The 19999-nt window shown below is 62.9% G+C and carries 16 protein-coding genes; 10 read left to right on the forward strand and 6 right to left on the reverse strand.

The annotated features are described in order from the left end of the window. Nucleotides 1-2 precede the first annotated feature (2 nt). The gene (locus AC56LV_RS07980; RefSeq protein ID WP_499556848.1) at nucleotides 3-2264 is read left to right on the forward strand and encodes a penicillin-binding protein 1A; all 2262 of its coding nucleotides are present in this window, start codon (nucleotides 3-5) and stop codon (nucleotides 2262-2264) included. On the opposite strand, the gene AC56LV_RS07985 is transcribed toward AC56LV_RS07980, so the two are convergent. Both AC56LV_RS07985 and AC56LV_RS07990 read right to left on the reverse strand, forming a co-directional pair. Then, entirely contained in the window at nucleotides 2265-3101 is an 837-nt protein-coding gene (locus AC56LV_RS07985) for a metallophosphoesterase (protein WP_499556849.1), read from the reverse strand. Between the two features lie 64 nt (nucleotides 3102-3165). Next, nucleotides 3166-5433: a catecholate siderophore receptor Fiu gene (locus AC56LV_RS07990; protein ID WP_499556850.1), complete on the reverse strand. Its 2268-nt coding sequence runs from the start codon at nucleotides 5431-5433 to the stop codon at nucleotides 3166-3168. Between the two features lie 328 nt (nucleotides 5434-5761). Here AC56LV_RS07990 and AC56LV_RS07995 point away from each other — a divergent pair, with 328 nt between their 5' ends. From AC56LV_RS07995 to AC56LV_RS08025, 7 genes are all read left to right on the forward strand, one after another. After that, nucleotides 5762-7219, forward strand: a complete 1458-nt coding sequence (locus AC56LV_RS07995) for an SLC13 family permease (RefSeq protein WP_499556851.1) — start codon at nucleotides 5762-5764, stop codon at nucleotides 7217-7219. Nucleotides 7220-7876: 657 nt separating this feature from the next. Then, a complete protein-coding gene (locus tag AC56LV_RS08000) occupies nucleotides 7877-9187 on the forward strand; it encodes a saccharopine dehydrogenase NADP-binding domain-containing protein (protein WP_499556852.1) in 1311 nt (436 codons plus the stop codon). Then, a complete protein-coding gene (locus AC56LV_RS08005) occupies nucleotides 9184-9627 on the forward strand; it encodes a hypothetical protein (protein ID WP_499556853.1) in 444 nt (147 codons plus the stop codon). Before AC56LV_RS08000 ends, AC56LV_RS08005 begins: the two co-directional genes overlap by 4 nt. Nucleotides 9628-9629: 2 nt before the next feature. Next, the gene (locus AC56LV_RS08010) at nucleotides 9630-10784 is read left to right on the forward strand and encodes a glutathionylspermidine synthase family protein (RefSeq protein WP_499556854.1); all 1155 of its coding nucleotides are present in this window, start codon (nucleotides 9630-9632) and stop codon (nucleotides 10782-10784) included. Between the two features lie 12 nt (nucleotides 10785-10796). Continuing rightward, a complete protein-coding gene (locus AC56LV_RS08015) occupies nucleotides 10797-11201 on the forward strand; it encodes a DUF350 domain-containing protein (protein ID WP_499556855.1) in 405 nt (134 codons plus the stop codon). Between the two features lie 28 nt (nucleotides 11202-11229). Then, nucleotides 11230-11748, forward strand: a complete 519-nt coding sequence (locus tag AC56LV_RS08020) for a hypothetical protein (protein ID WP_499556856.1) — start codon at nucleotides 11230-11232, stop codon at nucleotides 11746-11748. A gap of 527 nt (nucleotides 11749-12275) precedes the next feature. Beyond that, nucleotides 12276-12647, forward strand: coding sequence for a hypothetical protein (locus AC56LV_RS08025; protein WP_499556857.1), 372 nt, complete (start codon nucleotides 12276-12278; stop codon nucleotides 12645-12647). 88 nt (nucleotides 12648-12735) lie between these two features. Here AC56LV_RS08025 and AC56LV_RS08030 read toward each other — a convergent pair whose 3' ends face one another. Further along, nucleotides 12736-14568: a DUF885 domain-containing protein gene (locus tag AC56LV_RS08030; RefSeq protein WP_499556858.1), complete on the reverse strand. Its 1833-nt coding sequence runs from the start codon at nucleotides 14566-14568 to the stop codon at nucleotides 12736-12738. Nucleotides 14569-14707: 139 nt separating this feature from the next. Further along, nucleotides 14708-15055 (reverse strand): hypothetical protein, encoded by a 348-nt coding sequence (locus AC56LV_RS08035; protein ID WP_499556859.1) that lies wholly within the window; start codon nucleotides 15053-15055, stop codon nucleotides 14708-14710. Between the two features lie 89 nt (nucleotides 15056-15144). Here AC56LV_RS08035 and AC56LV_RS08040 point away from each other — a divergent pair, with 89 nt between their 5' ends. Both AC56LV_RS08040 and AC56LV_RS08045 read left to right on the forward strand, forming a co-directional pair. Then, nucleotides 15145-16110 carry an arsenic resistance protein gene (locus tag AC56LV_RS08040; RefSeq protein ID WP_499556860.1) on the forward strand — a complete coding sequence of 322 codons (966 nt, stop codon included), beginning with the start codon at nucleotides 15145-15147 and terminating at the stop codon, nucleotides 16108-16110. A gap of 115 nt (nucleotides 16111-16225) precedes the next feature. Further along, the gene (locus AC56LV_RS08045; protein ID WP_499556861.1) at nucleotides 16226-16708 is read left to right on the forward strand and encodes a hypothetical protein; all 483 of its coding nucleotides are present in this window, start codon (nucleotides 16226-16228) and stop codon (nucleotides 16706-16708) included. Nucleotides 16709-16716: 8 nt separating this feature from the next. Here the strand turns inward: AC56LV_RS08045 and hemN are convergent, their stop codons facing one another. Both hemN and AC56LV_RS08055 read right to left on the reverse strand, forming a co-directional pair. Further along, entirely contained in the window at nucleotides 16717-18150 is a 1434-nt protein-coding gene (gene hemN / locus AC56LV_RS08050) for an oxygen-independent coproporphyrinogen III oxidase (protein WP_499556862.1), read from the reverse strand. 79 nt (nucleotides 18151-18229) lie between these two features. Further along, nucleotides 18230-19864 (reverse strand): methyl-accepting chemotaxis protein, encoded by a 1635-nt coding sequence (locus AC56LV_RS08055; RefSeq protein WP_499556863.1) that lies wholly within the window; start codon nucleotides 19862-19864, stop codon nucleotides 18230-18232. Between the last annotated feature and the right edge of the window lie 135 nt (nucleotides 19865-19999).

The raw sequence follows: 19999 nt of genomic DNA on the forward strand, positions 1-19999 counted from the left end.
CCATGATCCCTGCCCGTCCGTTCCTCCCCTTGCTGTTGTCTGCACTGATCCTCGCTGCCCCGCCCCCGGTGGCGGCGTCGATTCTGCCGGACGTGCCGGACATCAGCGCCGTCACCGACTACCGCCCCAAGATTCCGCTGCGTGTCTACAGCGCTGACAAGGTGCTGATCGGCGAATTCGGCGCCGAGCGGCGCGACTTCGTGCAGATCGCGAAGGTGCCCGCCCTGATGAAGACGGCCGTGCTGGCGATCGAAGACACGCGCTTCTACGAGCATGGCGGCATCGACTGGATCCGCGCCCTGGGCGCGGCCAAGGCCAACATCACCGACTTCGGCAGCCAGGGCGCCTCGACGATCACGATGCAGGTGGCGCGCAACTTCTTCCTGTCGCGCGACAAGACGCTGCCGCGCAAGCTCACCGAAATCGCGCTGGCCTACAAGATCGAAAAGGCGCTGACCAAGGACCAGATCCTCGAGGTCTACCTGAACCAGATCTATCTGGGCCAGCGCTCGTACGGCTTTTCCAGCGCGGCGCGCACCTACTTTGGCAAATCGCTGAACGAGCTCACTCTGGCGGAAACGGCGATGCTGGCCGGCCTGCCGCAGAATCCGTCGAGCAGCAATCCCATCACGAACCCGGCGGCGGCAAAGAAGCGCCAGCAGACGGTTCTGCGCCGCATGTTCGAGTTGAAAGCGATTACCGAGCCGCAGTACCGGCGCGCGCTGGCCGAGCCGTTGGCACTCAGGCGTGACGGCGCCGGCTACGGCGGGCGCGCCGCCTGGGTCGCCGAGATCGCGCGCCAGGCCGTCCATACCCGCTTCGGTGCGGCAGCCTACGAACGGGGGATCACGGTGACGACGACCGTCATCGCCGCCGAACAGGAGGCCGCCTGGGATGCGGTGCGCCGCAACGTCGTCGCCTACGACCGGCGCCACGGCTACCGCGGCCCGGAAGCGCGCATCGCGCTACCGGCTGCGGGCGATGCGCGCGACGATGCGGTGGCCGCCGCGCTGCAGAAACGCCCGGCCGTGGACGGCTTCGTGCCCGCCGTCGTCGTGAGTGCATCGGCCAGACGCGTACGTGCTGCGACGACGAGCGGCGAGACGATCGAGATCACCGGCGCTGGCCTGCGTTTTGCAGCGGGCGCGCTGGCGCCTGCTGCCAAGGCTGGCCTCAAGCTCTCGCCCGGCGCCGTCATCCGCTTGAGCAAATCGCAAGGCAACTGGGCGATTACGCAACTGCCTGAAGTGGCGGCCGCATTCGTCGCGGTCGATGCCGGGACGGGGGCCTACCGCGCGCTGGTCGGCGGCTTCGACTTCGGGCTGAACGAGTTCAATCACGTGACGCAAGCCTGGCGCCAGCCGGGATCGAGCATCAAGCCGTTCGTGTATTCGGCGGGCCTGGAACGGGGCTTCTTCCCCGGCACGCCGATCCTCGACGCGCCGCTCGACCTTGGTGGCGGCAACGGCACTGCCGGCTGGTCACCGCGCAATGACGACAATACGTTCGAGGGCCTGGTAACGGTGCGCCATGCACTGACGCGCTCGAGAAACGTGCCCACGGTGCGCATGCTGCAGGCGATTGGCGTGGACGACACGCGCGCGCACCTCGCACAATTCGGCTTCGACGCCGCGCGCCACCCGCGCAACCTGACCATGGCCCTTGGCACCGGCGCCGTCACGCCACTGCAGATGGCCGGCGCCTACACGGTGCTGGCGAACGGTGGTTACCGGGTCGAACCGTGGCTGATCGCCCGCATCCAGGATGGCGACGGCAAGGTCGTCTACGAACACGCCCACAAGGAGCCGGTTCGCGTGATCGATGCGCGCAACGCCTTCATCACCGACAGCATGCTGCGCGACGTGGCGCGCGTGGGCACGGCGGCGGCGGCGTCACGCCAGCTGGGGCGGAGCGACCTGGCCGGCAAGACCGGCACGACGAGCAATGCGATCGACGGCTGGTTCGCCGGCTACAGCGGTCCGGTGGTGGCGGTAGCGTGGATGGGCTACGACGAACCGCGCTCGCTGGGCGGGCGCGAATTCGGCGCGACGCTCGCGCTGCCGATCTGGGTCGACTACATGCGCGTCGCGCTGGCCAACGCACCGCAACGCGCGCCGCTCGTCCCCGAGGGCGTGGTGAACGTCGCTGGCGACTGGGTATATGCAGAGTATGCAGATCAGCAGCTGGAACAGCAGCCGGCCGAGGTGGACAGCATCGACACGCTGATGGAGAACCTGTTGCAGGAAGCCCCGTCGCGCGAGTGATTACAGCTCGATCACCAGTGCCGGGCGATACCCTTCCTGCTCGCCCTTGCTCAGATACCCGAGCGGGTTGGCCACGACGCGGCAGCCCCACGACAGCGGGCCGTCACGGCCCTCGACCACGTAGTCGTTCGCGCAGTGCAGATGGCCGTGCATCCACACCTGCGCCCGCTTGAACAGTTCATCGAGCGAATTGCAGAAGCCGGCCGTGCCAGGTGTCTTGCCGTAGCGCGGGTCGGCGCTTTCGAGACTCGGGGCAAAATGTGTGACGACGACCGTCTTGCCCTCGAACGGCGTGGCCAGCGCAGCGCGCAGCCAGGCCTGGCAATCGAGCGCCAGCGCGCGGATGCCTTCGGCCAGCACCGGCTCGCCATCCCTGATGGTCGTGTTCTTGCTCAGGTAGTAGTTCGCGGCGCGGAAGGCCTTGGTGCGCTGCTGCAGCTGCTTCGTCAGCGGCGCGCCCTCATCCACCAGCGCATCGAAGTCGCTCCACAGCGTGGTGCCCATGAAGCGCACGCCATCGATGGTGACGACCTCGCGATCGAGCCAGGTGATGCCCAGGCGCGCGCAGGTTTCCCGCAGGCGCTCGTAAGTGGCGTCGTAATCGAGACCGTCGAATTCGTGGTTACCGGGGATGAACAGGACTTGCGCCTGCGCCAGGGCGGGCACGATGAGCGGTGAAAAACGTTCCAGCCCGAAGTCCTGGGTGAGCAGGCGCGAGCCGGGTTGGTACGAGCCGATGTCGCCGGCCAGCACCACGACATCCGTGCCGGGCAGGATCTGCGGCTGGAAGTCGGGATACCGTTCGAGGTGGAGGTCGGAAAAAAGCTGTATGCGCATGGCCGGCGAGTATAGCGCAAGCGCCCTTCGCCGGCCCGCAACGCACGCGGGTCAAAAGCCGATTTTAGAACCCGATATTGGCCGTCAGGCTCGCCGAACGCGCCACGCCCGGCGTGTAGCGGTAGCCGCTCTTGTTGATCGCGACGACGTATTTTTCGTCGGTCAGGTTGTAGACGTTCAGGCGCAGGTCGATGTTCTTCGTCAAGCGGTAACCCAGCATCGCATCGACCACCCAGTACGAATCGGTGTAGGCCGGGGTGCCGATGGCGCCGTCGGTGCCGCGTTTGAGCTTGTCCGAGAAGCGCGCGCCGCCGCCGATGCGCAGGCCCCATGGCAGGTCATACGAGGTCCAGGCGGTGAACGATTGCTTCGGCGTGTAGGTCAGGCTGTTCTCGCCCGAGGCAGTCACGTTGCGGCCACGTTCGACGCCCGTGTCCATGTAGACGTAGCCGGCGCTGACGAGCCAGTGCGGCGCCAGTTCGCCGGTTGCGCCCAGCTCGACGCCCTGCACGCGCTTCTCGCCGGTCTGGTAGTACTTCAGGTCGACCGGATCCTGCTCGACCTCGTTCTTGACATCGGTGCGGAAGAGCGCGCCCGACAGCGACAGCTTGGACTTGAGCAGATCGAGCTTGCCGCCAAATTCGGTGGTGGTCGACTCTTGCGGATCGTAGATCGGATTCTGCGCGCTGTTGGCATTGCCCGAGACGGTGAAGTTGCCGCCCGGCGGCTGCTTCGAGCTGGCCACCATCGCATACACGCTGCTGTTGGCGGTCGGCTTGTACAGGGCCGACAGCTTGCCGTTGACCAGGTTGTCGCCGACCTTGAAGCGGTTCGGTACGAGCACGTTGTTGGTCAGCGCCACGGTCGAATAATCGGCGCGGAAATGATCAACGCGCACGCCGCCATTGATGATCCAGCGCTCGCCGATCTTGGCGGTATCGAATACGTACAAACTCTGCGTATCGACCTCGCCTTCGTTATAGGCGCCGGTGCGGCGCACGTTCACGGGTGTGGTCGGCGCGTCGTTCGGGTTCGGGTTGTAGATGTTCGCAGCAGGCAGCGTGCCCAGGCCTGTCAGGCCCCAGGTGGTCTGGCGTTCGCTGGTGAATTCAAGGCCGGCCACCATCGTGTGCTTGACCGCGCCGGTGTCGAACTGCGACGTCAGCGTCGTGACGTTGGTCAGGATTTTATTTTCCTGGTCCTTGCCGGTGCGGATGCTGCGCGCCAGGGTCCACGTGTTCGGGTCGGCCGGGTTCGGGGTGCCCAGGTTGGCGGCGCTGGTCAGGAATGCACTGAGCAAGTAGTCCTGCGACGTCTTGCCGTAGCGGCTCGTGTTCTGCAGCTTCATCGTCGGCGAGAAGTCATGCTCGATGCGCACGGTGGCCATGTCGGCCTTCACGTCGTCATAGTCGCCGGTCGAACCATAGAAGTTCTTCGGATTGACCTTCTTGCCGTCGGTGACAAACGGCCGGGTGCGGTCGGGGCTCGTGTAGCCAGGCAGGCCGATGACATAGACGCCACCATCAGGGATGTTGTTCTGGTCGACGTGCAGGTAGTCCAGGTGCACGCGCGTGGCGCCGTTCAGGCCAAAGCCGATGCTCGGCGCGATTGCCCAGCGCTTGTTCTCGACCACGTCGCGCGAGGCGCTGCCCGCATCCTGGGCCAGCACGTTCAGGCGCAGCGCGATGCCGCGCTCTTCGTTCAGCACCTGATTGACGTCGGCCGTGACGCGCTTCTGCGAGCCGCTGCCGCCGGTGATCGCGGTCGACATCGCGTTGGTCATGCTGGCCTTCTTCGACACCAGGTTGACCGAGCCGGTCGGCGAGCCGCGGCCATTGTCGGTGCCCGCCGGGCCCTTGAGCACTTCGATCTGTTCGAGGTTGAAAACGTCGCGCGAGATCGAGCCGATGTCGCGCACGCCGTCGACGAAAATGGAGCTCGACGTGTCGAAGCCTCGCATGAAGATCGCGTCGCCGGTGGTGGTATTGCCGTTCTCGCCAAGGAAGAATGCGCCCACGCCTGGGGTGTTGCGCAGCGCTTCGGTCAGCGTCAGCGCGCCCTGCTGCTCGAACAATTCCTTTTTGATGACCTGGAGCGTCTGCGCGGTATCGACGAGGCGCTCGGTGTACTTGGGCGACGACGCCTGTTCGGCGCGGAACGCGTTTTCATATTTGCCGACGATTTCGACCTTGGATTCCGGAACGACGTCGACGGGGGCCGCTGCATCGATGCCGGCCGCCTGCGCGCCGAGCGGCAGCAGGACAGCGGCCAGCGCGGTACGCATGACCTGGTTGCGGGTGGACGAATGCTTGCGGCTTGTTATTGCTTTCATGGCGAGACGATCTCTCTGGTGTGAGTGGGTGGAAACACTGCTTGAAAAACAATGATTCTAACGGGAATGTAAGGACATGTAAACGATAATCATTATCATTTGCATTCGTACCACAGCAGTTTGAGACTTGTCAATACACGCAGAGACAAGCGATTGGCTACACACGCCGCATGCCAAAAGCGTGCGGTCAGAATCAGCTGTTGGTGAGACTGGGTGCGATTCCTGTCAATTTCTTTATGGGGAGAAACTGGTCGAGGACACGGTAGAGTGCCGTGCAGCTGCCTTCACCCTGTTAGCATGTCAGGCATCCAGGATAAAAGGAGAGATGATGAGTGATGTGCCCACTCCGGAAAATGCCCCGGCGTCGCGGGCCGCGAGTATAGGCTTGTGGCTAGGCCCGGCCTGGCTGTTGATGGTTTTGCTCACGCCTGCCCCTGCGGAAATGCCCGTTAGCGCTTGGCACTGCGTCGGTCTTGCTCTGCTGATGGCGACCTGGTGGGCGACCGAAGCCATCCCTATTCCCGTCACGTCACTGCTTCCCATCGTGCTTGTCCCCATGCTTGGCATTGCGAAGCTTGATGTGACAACAGCCACATACGGTAATCCGATCATCTTTCTTTTTCTTGGCGGCTTCCTCCTCGGCATTGCCATGCAGCGCTGGAACCTGCACCGGCGCATTGCGCTTCGTGTGCTGCTACTGGTGGGATCGCAGCCGAAAAACCAGATCGGCGGCTTCATGATCGCCACCGGCTTTCTCAGCATGTGGGTGTCCAATACGGCGACCGCCATCATGATGTTGCCGATCGGGCTGTCGGTCGTTAGCCTCCTGGGGGCGGATAACGATGAGGCGGAGACGGAGCGCTACGCCACTGCGCTGCTGTTGGCAATCGCCTACTCCGCCAGCATCGGCGGCATCGCGACCCTGATCGGCACCCCGCCGAATGCATTGCTGGCTGGCTATCTGGCCAAAAATCACGGCGTCGACATCGGTTTCGCGCAGTGGATGGCGATCGGCTCGCCGGTCAGCATAGTAATGATGGCCATTACCTGGTGGTGGCTGACGCGCGGTGGCTTCAAGTTCCGCACTGATAGCGACAGTGCGGGTGTGCTGCGTGGCGAATTGGCGCAGCTGGGCCCACTCAGTCCCGCGGAGCGTCGCGTGGGCATCGTCTTTGCTGCCGCTGCCGCAGCCTGGATGGTGCGTCCCATGCTCAATGATATCGGCGTTGCATGGCTGTCCGACACGGCAGTTGCATTGATTGCCGGTATCACGTTGTTTCTCGTACCAAGCGGCACCGCCGGCAATACGCGCTTGCTGGACTGGGAGGCAGCGCAAAAGCTGCCATGGGGTGTATTGCTGCTGTTCGGCGGCGGTCTGGCGCTGGCAGGCGTGGTCAAGAGTTCCGGCCTGGCCGAGTGGATTGCCATGCAGTTGTCGGTGTTCAACATACTTCCGCTGCTGCTGCTGGTCGGGATCATCGTGCTGGTGATTATCTTTTTGACCGAGATCACGTCCAACACCGCAACCGCAGCAGCTTTCCTGCCTTTGCTGGGTGCCCTTGCGGTCTCCCTCGACATCGACCCGCTTCTGATCACGGTTCCTGCCGCCATTGCAGCAAGCTGCGCATTCATGATGCCGGTGGCAACCCCGCCCAATGCGATTGTATTTGCAACCGGGCATATGAAAATCCAGTCCATGATCCGTGCTGGACTTTTCCTCAATGTGGTTGGCACGGTATTCATTACTTTTCTGGTTGTCTTCCTGATCAAAGCGTTCTGGATCTGAAGGATGGATAAGTCCGGCTTTTGTCTTCACGGACAGAATTGGAGTCAGGTTGAGAGGGCCCGGGTTTCATGGTCATCCGAATACGGGACAATATGTCCCGGGATGAACGACATGACTAACCAGAAGTTGCCATCAAAGCTGCTGGGGTCTGACATTCGGACACGACCTCAGCGTTGACATCAGCTGCTTCCAATGGTGTTTTGCCCAGTATTGGGATGGCTTTCTCCCGTCAGTTCCGACTACCCGGGTATCGAGATCATCCATGAAAGTCAGACAAGCCCCCGCGCCGATTTTCATTCATGACTCCCGCCTTTCATTCGAGTGGAACGCGGGTACGGCTTAGCTGTTCACTCTACGCCCACTGCTTCAACGACACCCTGAATATGCTGTCCAGCGCGTCCTGCGTAACAAGCCGGCGCACGCATGCCGTGTCGCCTTCCCGTTCAATTCATGGGCGCTAACGTCTCACATAGCCCGGGCGAGAAAGACATACTTCAGGCAAAGGTCGTGATAAAGCAAGCATTTTGGTGACCCATGCAGCTGATAACATCCGGCAGTCAGTGAAATCAGCCGGGCAGCGTCGTACTCGGTGATGCACGTGCCATTCGCTCAAAGAAGACAGGCTCTAGTGTTGTCGCAATTGATTGGTAATAGAACTTGAGAATCGTCCTGGTTGGATACGGGAGCATCGGCCAGGCGCTGACCCCGATGCTGCGTCGTCATTTCCCGGAATTGGCGTCGATTCGCGCAATCGCTGCCGACAATCGAGGCGCCGACGTGGCACAGCAGTACGGCGTCTTGTTCACACTGCATCCTTTGAAGGCCGATAATTTCCAGCGTCTTCTCGCACCAATGCTTTCCCCTGGCGACCTGCTGATCAACGTTTCCGTGAATGTTTCATCGCTTGCTCTGATGACATGGTGCCGGGAAAACCGGGTCATGTACCTGGATACCTGTCTCGAACCCTGGGAAGGCGGGTATGAAGCTCAGCAACTGACCAACCATGCGCTCCGCCAGCAAGCAATGCGCTTGCGTGGCAAGGGACACGCTACGGCCCTGGTCGCCAATGGTGCGAATCCCGGCCTGATCACCCATTTTGTGAAACAGGGTCTGGAGGAACTTGCGCTCATCAAGGGCATCGAGTTCCGCGGCGGCCACGCGAAGCTGGCGCTGGACCTGGGCGTCAGCACTGTCCAGATTGCCGAATGCGATACGCAAGATGACCGGCGGTGCTACCCGCGCACTACCTTTGTGAATACCTGGTCGGTGGATGGTTTCATATCGGAGCTTTGTCACCAGCCGGTAGAAATGGGATGGGGATCCCATGAAGCGCCTCGAACTGACGTGCAGAACTTCGATGGCGCCTGCAGCGTGTATATGCCGGGCAGGACTGCCTTGAATACAAGGGTCCGTTCCTGGGTGCCCTCGTCCGGAGAGCATGAGGCACATCTCGTGACGCATCACGAGGCGCACTCCATCGCAGACATGCTGACGCTACGTAAACACGGCGTCGCTACCTACAGTCCCACGGTCTATTACGCATACCGGCCGTGCGGGAAAGCCATGGAGATGATCGGTCGCCTCCACAACAAGGCCGAGAGTCTGGCCGAGGTCGAAAAAGCCGTCATGCAAAATCCTGTGACTGGACAGGATGAACTTGGCGCGCTGCTGATCCACGATAGCGGCGCCTATTGGTACGGCTCGACCCTTACTGTTGAGCAGGCCAAATCGCTGGCACCACATAACAACGCGACATCGATGCAGGTCGTCTCGACGATCATCGCGTCGATCAAGTGGATGTTGCTGCATCCATATGAGGGTGTGATCGAGCCGGAAGATGTCGATCACCGTTTTATTCTCAATGAATCGTTGGCCTACCTTGGCCACGTACGCGGCGTCGACAGTGGCTGGCGACCCGCTGATGTGGAACATCCACAGTTTCAGGACTTTTTACTCCATCAAACATGAAAAAATCGAACCTTGTACCGCTCCTTCTGCTTGGGCCGACTGCGCTACTGACCGGTTGCGCGCCTGACGACGCTGATCAGCAGCTTCAGCAACAAGCCGCCGAAACGCGTCAGGACGCGTACCGGACCAAGGGAGAGTGCGACCGTGACTGGGACGACAATGGGTGCAAGCGAACCGGCAGTGTCTATCTGGGTCCCCGCTATTTTTATAGCCATGGCAGCGGCATGCCTTACATCATCGACCGCGAAGGCCGCGCCCGCCCCATGCCAAGCCACTATGGCGCTTACAACCTCCACAAGGCCGGCGCTTCCGGCGCGCCGGTAATCGTGCCGGGGCGCAGCACCATCGTCACCCGCAACGCCGCGAGGTCAGATGGTTCGCGGTCCGTTTCGCGCGGCGGCTTCGGCGGCGGCGGTAGCCGTGGCTCCTTCGGAGGCTGAGCATGCAACGGATCATTCTGGACGAGCGCAAGAACAAGGCACTGCGGCTTGAATCCCGGGGCCTGTCCTTCCATGCATGGGACAACTACTGGAAAGAGACCGCTGCGTACAAGTTTACAACCCTGCAGGTGGACCGCATCGAGGCAGCAGGCAACGAGCTGCTGCACATGCTGGAAGAGGCAGGTGAGCATATCGTGAACAATCACCTCCTCGGCCAGCTTGGCATCCCGCCCCAGTTTCATGCCGTCGTCGCGGCGTCGTGGCGCAATGAGGACCCGACACTGTACGGCCGCTTCGACTTCGCCTACAACGGCGAAGGCTGGCCGAAGCTGCTGGAGTTCAACGCCGATACGCCGACATCGCTGCTCGAGAGCGCCGTGTCGCAGTGGGACTGGCTGGAAGACGTCAAGCCCCATAGCGACCAGTACAACTCGCTGCACGAAAAACTGGTGGCGCAGTGGAACACCATCGTAACGAAGCGCCGTCCAACAGGTCCGCATCCCCGGCGTATCCACTTCGCGTCGGTATCGGATAACGAAGAAGACTGGATCTGCGTCCACTACCTCATGGACACTGCGGTACAGGCAGGTTTTGAGGTGAAGCATGTCTTCACCGAGGGGCTGGGCTTCAACCACGAAACAGGTTACTTCGTCGACCAGGATGACGAGCAGATCGACATCCTGTTCAAGCTTTATCCCCTGGAATGGATGATGCGGGAAGACTTCGGCGTTCACCTGCTGAACACCAGCACGCAACTGGTCGAGCCTTTGTGGAAAGCGATGTTCTCGACCAAGGCAATTCTTCCCATTCTCTGGAAACTGTACCCGGACCACCGGTTGCTGCTCCCAGCCTACTTCGAGCATGACGTTCTTCCAGCTGGATTCACGTCGTACGCGCGCAAGCCGCTATTCTCGCGCGAAGGCGCCAACATCACGCTGCTGCGGGATGGCAAGGAGATCGCCACGGGTCATGAGCAGGACTACGGCGCAGAAGGTTACGTCCTCCAGGAACTGATCGACCTGAAGGAACACGATGGGTTCTTTCCCGTTGTCGGTGCCTGGGTAGTGGGAAATGCGGCAGCGGGCATGTGCATCCGCGAAGACGCCAATCGCATTACGACCAATATGAGCAACTTCGTTCCACACTTCTTCGAATAAAAGGAAACCAGCATGTCCGGCTACACCATCGATCCAGGTTTCATCAATTTCATCAGCTATCTGCTTACTTCAGTAGCCCTGCTCGCAACCTTCATGGTCATCTATTCGGTCACAACGCCATACAATGAGTTTCGTGAGGTCCAGGACGGTAATGTCGCCGCTGCAGTTGCGTTCTCCGGCGCGATCCTCGGCTTTATTTTCCCGCTGATGGCCGCGATCTTCTACACCCATAGCCTTGTCGAGATGGCGAAATGGGCGACGATCACCGGCGTGGTGCAGATGATTCTCTTCCAGGTCCTCCACAAGCTCAATGGCTGCGGTAACTGCATTCGTCAACGCAAGGTCGCGCCTGCAATCCTGCTGGCGTCGCTCTCGATTGCCGTTGGCATGCTGAACGCGATTAGCATCAGCTACTGATATCAGCGTAGTGTGGAGTTTGTGTCCAATGCCGGACTTGCTACCTGAATGCAGACCTGCATCCAGCAACCACACCGAGGTGCCGATGCGGTATTACGAGCTGACTTTATTCGCCGATTACCACCAGTTCTACATTCAGGACGAAAAAGTCGACGGCGATCTCTCTGACGCCTGGACGGATACTGCTATCGAACGCCTGCTGGCGGTGGCTCCAGGTACCGTCGGAATCGGCACGGTCAGCAACAGCGACGTACCCGTCACGATCGCCGTGTCGGAGCACGAGCCCTTATTCGATGCCGAAAAGTTTGATCACGTTGTCGAATGCTCCATCGCAGTGGAAAGCGGAACGATCGTCGCGGCAGGCTGCACGGATTATTTTCCAGACCCCGTGCGCATCAACATGCCCACGGGGTCGTATCGTGTCCGTGCCAGCTTTGAAGGGCTTGACTCTGTCTTTGCCAATGGGCTTGCGCGCAGGGACCATTACCACCTCCAGCTTTGGCCTGCCCCAATGGGCCCAATCCAGGTACGCAAGCAACGTGGTTGACGCCGCTTCACGTCATGTTGCAATACCCACTTTGAATCGATTCACGCCTGCTGTGACAGTGGGTGACTTTTACTACCGGGCAATCTGCTAAGCTGGCGCAATCGGCCAAGTTCGGTCAATGGTAGTTATTACACATCGTGGAGAACGACTATGTCAGCACGCTCATGGCTTGGGTACATTGCTGCATTCGTTTTGGGAATGCTCGCCATACTTCCGTATTTCCTCTTCGGTGGAACAGCCTCGTCAAGACTGATCATCTGGTGCAAGTTAATCACCTATGCGATTCTTTTGTTCAGTCCATTGAGGCTCTTGGGACGACCGCAGTTTCGACTGGTGCCCATCTTCTGCTTGCCCGTCGTCGCACTCAGTTCGGCAATCGGCCTACCGGGACCACACGCTTTATCCACCGGACTGCAACTTATTGCAGAGCCAATTTTATGCGTCTGGATTGGCGCATTGCTCGCCTGGATTGCGCTAAGCTTCAGGTCAGCCAATGCAGTCACCCCGACACCACCACGAACGAATTCATGAAACATCTTGCTGTCGCCGCTGCGCTCATCCTGTGTTCACTCCAGGCTGTTGCATGCCCCTTGTCCGATGCATTATCAACCCGTTATGGCATCTCGTTCTCAGGTTTTAAAACGCCGATTCCGGCAGCGACAGCCCCGGACATGACGGATTCCGGATCATTCATCCGGGTTGCGGTCCGGGACAACAGCAAGGTGGCAGATGGCTTTCGCCATACGATCGTCATGAACACCAGGACAAAGCAAGCGTGGGTCCTTCGCACTGGCGGTTTCGCAAGCGTGTATGACTGGTTCGGCCCAGTGGATGCGCATCATGTCCCGGTCCAGAATTGCAGGTCGGACCACATGCCAGCGGACCTGCGCGCTTTATAAAAAACATCCCCGCGCAGGCCAGGCCTGCGCGGGGATGTCGTCATCACACCAACTCTGCAAACAACGCGCTAACGCACTGCGCCCGCCATCACGTCTTCTTCTGCCCCGCAATCCAGTTGTCCACCAGATTGCCCAGCACATCCAGCGGCACCGACCCGGCGCCCAGCACCAGGTCATGGAACGCCGGCAGCGAGAATTTATCGCCCAATTCGGTCTGCGCCTTCTGGCGCAGTTCCAGGATGCGCAGCATGCCGATCATGTAGGCATTGGCCTGGCCCGGCCAGACGATGTAGCGCTCGGTTTCCTGCACGCCCATGCCGTAGTCGATCGCCTGCTGGCGCGTCCAGCTCTTGGTGTGCAGGCCCGTGTCGGCCACGAGGCGGCGGGCGCGGAACAGTTCCGACCCCAGCGCGCCGAGCAGGCCCGGCACGTCGCCTTCATACCAGCCCTGCTCGACCGCCAGGCGCTCGGTGTACAGCGCCCAGCCTTCCGAATGCGCGCTGCCGCCGCTGAAGATGCGCTGGCTGCGGAACTTCGGCAGGTCCTTCATTTCTTGCTGGATCGCGAGCTGGAAGTGGTGGCCCGGCACGGCCTCGTGGTACGACAGGCTGCGCATGCGGATCATCGGGAACGTCGGGCCGACCAGCGGCACCCAGAAGATGCCCGGGCGCGTGCCATCCGGCGCCGGCATGCTGTAGTGGGCGGCGGCCGACGGCTCCGTCATCGGCGGCACGCGGCGTACGTCCACCGGCGCGCGTGGCTTGAGGTTGAACAGCGGCGCACTGCGGCGCTCCGCATCGCGGACCATCTCGTTGTAACTGGCGATGATGCCCGGACGTGGATCGCCCTCGCCTTTCGGCTGGAAGCGCGCGTCGAGCTGCTTCATGCGCGCTTCGATGCCGCCTTCGCTCAGGCCCAGCGACTTCAGATGCTTGTCCATTTCCGCTTCGATGCGCGCCACTTCGCGCAAGCCGATCGTGTGGATCTCATCGGCGGTGAGCTTGGTGCTGGTGAAGTTTTCCAATGCGCGGGCATACGCGGCGGCGCCGTTCGGCAGGCGCGAAATGCCGGCCACGTCGGTGGTCGCCGGATGGATCTCGGCCATGAAGGCCTGCACGCGCGCATAGGCCGGGCGCACCTTCGTCTCGACGATCCTGGTAGCGCGCGCGATGGCGGCGCTGCGCGCTTCCGGGGTCAGGTCTTTCAGCCCGGCGCTGCGCTCGGTCAGCGACGTCACGAACACGTTCTCGGCTGCCGGGGGTTTCAGGAAGTGGTCGACCTGGAACTGCGCGCGCTCGAGAATGAAGCGCGGCGGGATCAGCTTCTTGGCCGCAGCGCCCCGTGCGCGCACCAGCGCTTCGTCCATGCGCATGCCCACCTGGTCCAGGCGCGCCAGGTAGCTGTCGACGTCCTGCTTGTTGCGCATCGGGTGCGTGTTGGTCATGAAGTTGACCAGGCCATTCTGCACACCGCTGAACTGCGAGAACACGAAGTTGTAGTCTTCGAACGGCTCGTTCGCAATCACGTTGTCCAGCGACCAGCGCATGACGGATGCCGAAATCTTCTGGGTCGCATCCAGCGGGGCATTCTTGAAGCTATCGAGGCGTTTGAGGCCTTCGCGGGCCAGCGCCACGGCCTTCTGGCGATGCGCGGCGGTCAGTGGCGTCAGCTCGCGATCCAGACGCGCCTGCTCGGCGCCGCTGAAGTACTGGGTCGACGTGGCCGTCTGTGGCGACAGGCGCACCCAGTCTTCGGCGAAGCGGTCGGCCCAGACGTTGAACGCGGCGTCCGGTTTGCTCGCGCTGGCCTGCGCGACGGGCGCTGGCGCGGTTGCTGCCGGCAAGGCCACCCCGGCAAGCATGGCGGGAACGAACAGGGCGGCGATGATGGCGCGCGTGCTGCGCTGGCGGGTCAATGGCATGTCGTGGGCTTCCTTGTGATTGTCTGTCGTCGGCGGTTGCTGCTTTTTGCCGTCAAGAATCTAACATGGAAGTAAACAGATCGACAACATGGGTGTTGCGGTACGGCGTAAGTACCGCGCTACCGACAACGATCGTCCGTCAATCGGTGTAACCGCGCGCCGCCGTGATCATCCGGTCCTTGAAGACGCTCTCACCGCAGTAGCACAGCAGCGCGGCCGCGATGCAGGCCAGCACCTTCCAGCCCAGCAGCAGGCTGCCGATGCACACGATGGCGGCGCCGATGGCGAGGCGGATTGCGAAGGTGCGCCGGGTCATGCCGAAGACGAAACGGCTGCGCGGTCGCGTGTGCAGGAACACGACGAACATCAGCCAGTAGGCAATCGCATAGACAAAATACAGCAGCGCGCCGATGCCCAGCGCGAAGCCGACACCGGGCACGCGAAAGGCCAGCAGCCCGCCAAGGCCAAGGGCCAGCCAGTACAACATGAGGTTCCGGTACTGCACATGCTCTCCCGATCGATCGACAGCGGCATCTTACAATACCGCCACCATTCATCCGACGAGGCGACACACCCATGCAGGCATTGCGCGACAAGCTGGAACACCGGCAGATCGCCATCTACTTCGGCGCCGTCGCGCTGGCGCTCATCGTGGCAGGCCCGATGCCGGCAACGGCCAGCTTGGGCCCCGTCGTCAATCCGGCGCTGGCCTTCATGCTGTTCGTGACCTTTCTGCAGGTGCCTCTGGCGCAATTGGGCCGCGCCTTCACGCACCTGCGCTTCCTGGCCGCGCTCCTGGTCACCAACTTTCTCGTCATTCCCCTGCTGGTGGCGTGCCTGCTGCCGCTGGCGCCGCCCGACCCCTTGATCCGGCTGGGCGTCCTGCTCGTGCTGCTCGCGCCCTGCATCGACTACGTGGTCACGTTCTCGCACCTGGGCCGCGCCGATGCGCGCGCCCTGCTGGCGGCAACGCCCGTGCTGCTGGTGGCGCAGATGGCGCTGCTGCCGGTCTATTTGCGCATCCTGCTGGGCGACGCTGCCGCCGCCCTGATCCGACCGGCGCCGTTCATCGATGCCTTCCTCTGGCTGATCGCCGCGCCGCTGGTACTGGCGGGCGCCGTGCAGTATTGGGCAGCACGCACGCGCACCGGTGCGCAGGCCGCCGCGGTGCTGGGCGTGCTGCCGGTGCCGGCCACGGCGCTCGTGCTGTTCGTCGTGGTGGCGTCCGTGCTGCCGCAGCTGGGCCAGTCGCGCGTTGCCGCGCTGGCCGTCCTCCCCGTCTACCTCGCCTTTGCGGTACTGGCGCCGCTGGCCGGCTGGTTTGTCGCGCGTCTGTGCCGGCTGACAGCGCCCGCCGCGCGCGCCGTGTCCTTCAGCGGCGCCACCCGCAACTCGCTCGTGATCCTGCCGCTGGCGCTCGCCGTGCCGGGCGCGCTGCCGCTGCTGCCGGCGATCATCGTGACGCAGACGCTGGTCGAGCTGTTGGCCGAACTGGTCTACGTGCGCGCCATCGCACGCCTGGGCACCGGCGACCGCGACTGACGCTTGGGCCAGCGCAGACCCTGGTGCGGCGTCTTGGCATGACCTGCCCGGCATCAAGGATGATCCATCGGCGCACGTCCATGATGTTTCCACATGGAAATCAATGGAGACTGCCGTGGAAACCCTGCTTGAGGTCGCGCCGGACGCGCCCCCGACGACGCCCAGCAAGGCCTGCACCCTCGACGCGAGCCTGCCGCTGTGGAATCCGCGCGCGGCGACGTATCTGGGCGTGCTGCTCTCGCCCGCCTTCAGCGCTTACATCCACATGTGCAACTGGGATACGCTGGGCGAAGACGACCAGTCTCTGGAAGCGCGGGCCTGGTGCTGCATGTTGCTCGGTTATTTCGTCGCGTTCGGCATCCTGCTCGGCGTGAGCGACATCGTCGGGCGCAACCTGGCGCCGCCCGTCTCGGCCACGATCGGTCTTCTGGCCGGCTGGCATGTCTGGGGCGGTCGCGCACAGGAGCGTTACGTCGCGGTCATCACGGGCGGCGCCTACACGCGCCGCCCGTGGCACGGCGTGATTCTGGCGGCGCTGGGCGTGCTGGCGGTGCTGGTCGTGATGGTGGCGGTCGTGGTGCGGGTCGTGCGGGGCTGACGCAGCGCCTAGATCGTGCGCGAGAAGCGCGGCCCACCGTCCTGCTGGCCAAGGTAGCGATCGAACACCATGCACAGGTTGCGAATCAACAGGCGCCCCTTGGGCGTGACGCTGATCCACGCGTCGTCCACCTGCACCAGGCCGTCGGCCTGCATCGGGCGCAGCGCCGCCAGTTCGGCCGCGAAGTGCTCGGCGAACACGATCGGAAATGCCTGTTCGATGGCGCCAATCGACAACTCGAACTGGCACATTAGCTTCTGGATGATCGCGCGGCGCAGCAGGTCGTCCATGCCGAGACGGATGCCGCGCTGGAGCGGCAGCACGCCGGCATCGATCAGCGCGTAGTAGTCGTCGAGCGTCTTGGCGTTCTGGCTGTAGGTCGCGCCCACTGCGCCGATGCTCGACACGCCGCACGCAACCAGGTCGGCATCGGCATGGGTCGAGTACCCCTGGAAGTTGCGGTGCAGCCGGCCCTGGCGCTGGGCCACCGCAAGGTCGTCGCCTGGCTTGGCGAAATGGTCCATGCCGATATACACGTAACCCGCCGCGCCCAGGCGCTCGATGCACAGCTGGAGCATGGCGAGCTTGGTGTCGGCAGCCGGCATGTCGGCTTCCAGGATGCGCCGCTGCGGCTTGAACAGGTGCGGCATGTGGGCATAGTGGTAGACCGAGATGCGGTCCGGGCTGGCCTGGATGACCTTGTCGAGCGTCTGCGCCATGCTGACCAGCGTCTGCTTCGGCAAGCCGTAGATCAGGTCGATGCTCACCGAGCGAAAACCGGCGGCGCGCGCGGCGTCGATGATGGCCACGGTCTCGGCTTCGGGCTGGACGCGGTTCACGGCGCGCTGCACGTCCGGATCAAAATCCTGTACGCCCAGACTGATCCGATTGAACCCCTGCTGGCGCAGGCTGTGCACGCGCTCGGGCGACACGGTGCGCGGATCCACCTCGATCCCGTACTCGCCAAGCGCATCCGGCGCAAACCGGAAACTGGCCTGCAGATGCGCCATCAGGTCGTCCATTTCGGCGTCGAGCAGAAAGGTCGGCGTGCCGCCACCGAAGTGCAGTTGTTCGACCTCGTTCATGCCGGCAAACAGCTGGCTTTGCATCGTGATTTCGCGCTTCAGGTAATCGAGGTACGTGGCGGCCCGCTCGTGTTTGCGCGTGACGATCTTGTTGCAGGCGCAGTAATAGCAGACCGTGTCGCAAAACGGAATGTGCACGTACAGCGACAGCGGGCGCCCGCCGCGCTGGCGCCGCGCTGCGACAGCGGCCAGATAGTCGCCGGGGCCGAAGTCGGCGCCGAAGCGGTCGGCAGTGGGATACGAGGTGTAGCGCGGCCCGGACTTGCCCAGGCGGGCCAGCAAGGCGCCATCGAACTGGACGGCGGGAAAAACGATGGCGGAACGTACCGCAGGAGGGATTTCGGCGTGACCCGGCATGATGAACAACTCCAGCAAAAGATTTCAGCAAACTGCGGCAATGACCGCGTTGCAGGAAGCAACGCAGCGCCAACAGCGATCAGCTTATTGATCCATGCCGGATGAATCCATGCGGTGCATCAAACGCGGCCGAGTCGGCAGTCTTCGCCCGCGCCGTGCTCCGGAATTTGAAGACCGACAGCGCCAGCGACAGGCGCGCCGCCTCATCGGCCACGTTGCCCGACGCTGCCGCCGATTCCTCGACCTGGGCCGCGTTGCGCCGCGTGATTGCGTCGAGTTCCACCATGGCCGCATTCACGCCATCGATTTCCAGCGCCTGCTCGCGGCTCGCGGCCGTGATCGCGCTCATGATCGCGGCGGCATCGGCCACCTTGCCGACCACGTCGCGCATCGTCTGGCCGGCGGCGTCGACCAGTTGCCCGCCCTGGCCCACGTGGGCCCGTGACGCTTCGATCAGTCCCGTGATTTCGCGGGCGGCGCCAGCCGTGCGCTGGGCCAGGCTGCGCACTTCACCGGCCACGACCGCGAAGCCCCGGCCCTGCTCGCCGGCGCGGGCCGCTTCCACGGCGGCGTTCAGCGCCAGCAGATTGGTCTGGAATGCGATGCCATCGATCAGGCCGATGATGTCGCCGATCCGGTTCGACGAGGCGCTGATTTCCTGCATCGTCGCGCCAACGCGCTCGACGGCCTTGCCGCCATGCCCGGCGACGGTGGTTGCATCCAGCACCATGCCATCGGCGCGCACGGCGCTGTCCGTGTTGCGGCTCGCTGCCTCGGCAATCGTGCCCAGGCTGCCCGCAGTCTGCTCCAGGCTCGCGGCCTGCGCTTCGGTGCGGCTGGCCAGATCGGCATTGCCGGCAGCGATCGCCCGTGTGGCGTGCTCGATCGAGCTGACGTTGTCACGGACGTCGCCAATGATTGCCGTCAGGTTGACGGTCAACTGGCGCAGCGCCAGTTGCAGTCGGCCCATCTCGCCGCTGCCGGCCGCTGATACCGGCGCGGGATGCGACAGATCGCCGCCGGCCAGTGCATTGACGGTTGCAATCGCCTCGCGCAGTGGCTGCACGATGCTGCGTTGCAGCCCGTACCAGGCCGCCAGCGTGGCCAGCGCACCGGCGCCGGCGGCCGCGCGCCAGACGCCATCTCCGGCCGCCAGGGCCAGCGCCAACAGCAGCAGCGTCTGGCCGCCCATCAGCCAGCCGAGCCGCTGACCGAGCGGCGCATCGCGCAGCAGTCGCAGCAGACGATCGGGCGCCAGGCCGGTACGCACGACGCGCCCGCGCGCGATGGCCAATCCACGCGCGTCGTTGTCGGTAAACTTGCGGTACAGCGCGCTGGCGGTCTCGACCTGTTCGCGCGTGGGCGCGGTGCGCACCGACATATAGCCTGTTATCTGGCCGCGTTCGCGGATCGGCGCCACATTGGCCACCACCCAATAAAAATCGCCGTTCTTGCAGCGGTTCTTGACCAGGCCGGTCCACGGCTCGCCGCCCTGCAGCGTGCGCCACATGTCGGCAAAAGCCTCGGGCGGCATGGACGGATGACGCACCAGATTGTGGGCCTTGCCCAGAAGCTCGACTTCGGAAAAGCCGCTGACCTCGACAAACGTCGGATTCACATAGGTGATGCGGCCCTTGGTATCGGTCTTCGAGACGATCGACTGGCCCGGTTGTATCCGGTATTCGGTCGTGGTGACGGGCTGGTTATGACGCACTGCGCTCTCCTTGAGTTTCCTTAATGCAATATTTAGATTGTACGGACGACTTTCCTAAAAAAATTTGATTTGGATCAAAAATGGTCCGGTCAATCCCATGTAGAGCGTGCGTCATCCTCGGCCGGGGTCAAGGTG

The sequence above is a fragment of the Telluria sp. RB2R28 genome (assembly GCF_059685835.1).

Excerpts from the sequence above, each read along its gene's own strand:
- AC56LV_RS07980 (WP_499556848.1), top strand. The coding sequence starts at position 3 with ATGATCCCTGCCCGTCCGTTCCTCCCCTTGCTGTTGTCTGCACTGATC.
- AC56LV_RS07985 (WP_499556849.1), bottom strand. The coding sequence starts at position 3,101 with ATGCGCATACAGCTTTTTTCCGACCTCCACCTCGAACGGTATCCCGAC.
- AC56LV_RS07990 (WP_499556850.1), bottom strand. The coding sequence starts at position 5,433 with ATGAAAGCAATAACAAGCCGCAAGCATTCGTCCACCCGCAACCAGGTC.
- AC56LV_RS07995 (WP_499556851.1), top strand. The coding sequence starts at position 5,762 with ATGAGTGATGTGCCCACTCCGGAAAATGCCCCGGCGTCGCGGGCCGCG.
- AC56LV_RS08005 (WP_499556853.1), top strand. The coding sequence starts at position 9,184 with ATGAAAAAATCGAACCTTGTACCGCTCCTTCTGCTTGGGCCGACTGCG.
- AC56LV_RS08010 (WP_499556854.1), top strand. The coding sequence starts at position 9,630 with ATGCAACGGATCATTCTGGACGAGCGCAAGAACAAGGCACTGCGGCTT.
- AC56LV_RS08015 (WP_499556855.1), top strand. The coding sequence starts at position 10,797 with ATGTCCGGCTACACCATCGATCCAGGTTTCATCAATTTCATCAGCTAT.
- AC56LV_RS08020 (WP_499556856.1), top strand. The coding sequence starts at position 11,230 with ATGCCGGACTTGCTACCTGAATGCAGACCTGCATCCAGCAACCACACC.
- AC56LV_RS08025 (WP_499556857.1), top strand. The coding sequence starts at position 12,276 with ATGAAACATCTTGCTGTCGCCGCTGCGCTCATCCTGTGTTCACTCCAG.
- AC56LV_RS08030 (WP_499556858.1), bottom strand. The coding sequence starts at position 14,568 with ATGCCATTGACCCGCCAGCGCAGCACGCGCGCCATCATCGCCGCCCTG.
- AC56LV_RS08035 (WP_499556859.1), bottom strand. The coding sequence starts at position 15,055 with ATGTTGTACTGGCTGGCCCTTGGCCTTGGCGGGCTGCTGGCCTTTCGC.
- AC56LV_RS08040 (WP_499556860.1), top strand. The coding sequence starts at position 15,145 with ATGCAGGCATTGCGCGACAAGCTGGAACACCGGCAGATCGCCATCTAC.
- hemN (WP_499556862.1), bottom strand. The coding sequence starts at position 18,150 with ATGCCGGGTCACGCCGAAATCCCTCCTGCGGTACGTTCCGCCATCGTT.